Source organism: Umbribacter vaginalis (assembly GCA_001552935.1).
Classification (GTDB): domain Bacteria; phylum Actinomycetota; class Coriobacteriia; order Coriobacteriales; family Eggerthellaceae; genus Berryella; species Berryella vaginalis.
The window spans coordinates 1-2,088 of record KQ959705.1; the positions used below are offsets into that span (position 1 = coordinate 1).

At 37.6% G+C, this 2,088-nt stretch carries 3 protein-coding genes; all 3 read right to left on the reverse strand.

What is annotated here, in order from left to right; all coding sequences use genetic code 11:
* Positions 1-127 precede the first annotated feature (127 nt).
* Positions 128-562 (reverse strand): hypothetical protein, encoded by a 435-nt coding sequence (locus tag HMPREF3190_RS04690; protein ID WP_066780860.1) that lies wholly within the window; start codon positions 560-562, stop codon positions 128-130.
* Between the two features lie 255 nt (positions 563-817).
* Positions 818-1,789, reverse strand: a complete 972-nt coding sequence (locus HMPREF3190_RS04695; protein WP_066780862.1) for a Fic family protein — start codon at positions 1,787-1,789, stop codon at positions 818-820.
* Between the two features lie 39 nt (positions 1,790-1,828).
* Positions 1,829-2,088 (reverse strand): hypothetical protein (locus tag HMPREF3190_RS07645; RefSeq protein WP_449676226.1); only part of this gene is annotated, 260 nt, incomplete at its 5' end.

Sequence of the window (2,088 nt, forward strand, 5' to 3'; positions counted from 1 at the left end):
TTGGGAAGTCTGTCTAAATTTTGAGTGCACGAAATGGATAGTGGGTGCCTTTTTAACGATAGGAAAAGGTAATCGTTACAGGGGTTAAGATTGGCTTGATAGCTTGATTTTTGAGTGCAAAATATTACTATCTCTTCTTATAAGCTATAGCAACATTTCCTGTTTTATTAAGTCCTGGTACTTTAAGATCATCAGAGGCTGGCTTGTCTTTTAAATCAAATTTTCCAACTAAAAATAAAGCTTTAAATCCTGGACCAGGTAAATTGAACGATGAGTCAACTAACTTAATACGCTTATCTCCAAGAGTGACTTTAGACAAATCATAATGAGAATCAAGAATATCTCGTGAAACAAAGAGATATAATTCATCCTTATTCATATAGTTTTCTGGTATACGAAACTCTTCCTGAGACACCGCTACCGTTTCCCAATGATACGACGCAAGCTGCGCCTTCTCCTCATCGTCAGCGCACCCAGCAAGAGAAAAGAGAGTACCTAGCAGTAGAAGCATAACAAGACAACTTTGAAAAATGTTTTTACGAAAAATAGTTTTACTTCTCATAACACTACTAGCCTCCTTTTTTGTAATACCACTTTGTATCAAATATGTATAAAACAGATTATTAAGTAAACAAGATCTGCCATAGCTCTGATTACCGTAATAATCTTTACATATATATTATTTTTTTATTAATTTGTCTAGATTATTAATGCTAATTTCTTTATTTACTAGCAAACTCTAGTTTTGCATAAACAGCAAGGTTTGCAGAAACAGCAAGATTCACAAAGCCAGACGAACCAATATCGTTGTGCGCGTTTAATGTCGCCAACAATATTCACTCATAAACGAAGCAATCACCTGCAAATCTTCACCCTCATAATATTCAACAAGCAACTTCTTAAACTCCGGAACCTTATGTTCTGGAATAACCAATAAGCCTTTACCGTGAGAAATCAAATAATGGTTCGCAAAAATCACAGAAGCCCTTTTATTTCCATCTAAAAATATCTGCGATTTCATACAGTAAACGCATAATTCAATCGCTATATCAATAGGCTCTTTTCTTCCAACGCTACCTTCAGCATGCTCACTATCTTCCTGACCTTCAACAATATTCCTTATTTTTTCTTTAACATCTATTTCATTAGGAATAGGCGGAATATAAGTAGATCCGCCAATCGCAACAGGAACACCCCTTATGCGACCGCCGTCTAAGAAAAAGCCCTCATTAACAAGCCGCGCTATGTGACTCAGCATGTAATAATCAGACCTACTTAACACGACATCCTCGTCTAAAATAAACTCCCAGGCATGCTTCAAATTCAAGATTTTTTGAACGTCACTCGCAGAAACGCCATACACTTTCCCGTTATCTATAATCTCTTCAGTTTGAGGAAAAGTAGTAGCAACGCCTTCCAAAACCGCCTGATCGTAAATGTTCGCCTTTAAGTTAGCCCTTGCAAAAGCAATATTGTTCGCCAAATCAGCAGATAACTCACTATTAGAATATCCAGCATTCGCAAGCTGCCTTACCACAGCGCGAAGTTCCTTACGCAATTGCCTAGATTCACTTGCATTGCGAAGAAGAAGATTATACAAATCGTCCGAATACACACCAACATACGTAGACGTCAACTTTCCCGAAACACGCTTTCTGGTGTATAAGTATTTGCCATCTCCACGATTTTTTATTTCAGGGGTTCCATCATACGCAAGCAAACTCAAACGGGCATTAAGATCAGCCTTTTTTCTAAGCAATTCTTGCACATCATCATATTTTGCAGCCATATTCACACTCCTTTCACGCATAAATTGGGGAACATTTTCTTAAATAATATACTGTTTTGTTCCCCAATAATCAAATAATGTAGGGAATTTTTTATGATTACCACTCTGATGATAACCCAGCATCGAGAAAAGAGCCTTAACTCTTGTTGCAGGATGGAAGCCGGCAAAGCTTTCCATGCGTTCCGTCGATGACCTATTATCCATAACAGGCGATTTGTCTTGAGTTATCCTTCTATAAGTAATAACTCTGACTTCTCGCATCTCCAAATTTCTCGCATCTCCAAACTTCTCGCATCTCC

Coding starts and splice junctions, on each gene's coding strand:
- HMPREF3190_RS04690 (WP_066780860.1), bottom strand. CDS start 562: ATGAGAAGTAAAACTATTTTTCGTAAAAACATTTTTCAAAGTTGTCTT.
- HMPREF3190_RS04695 (WP_066780862.1), bottom strand. CDS start 1,789: ATGGCTGCAAAATATGATGATGTGCAAGAATTGCTTAGAAAAAAGGCT.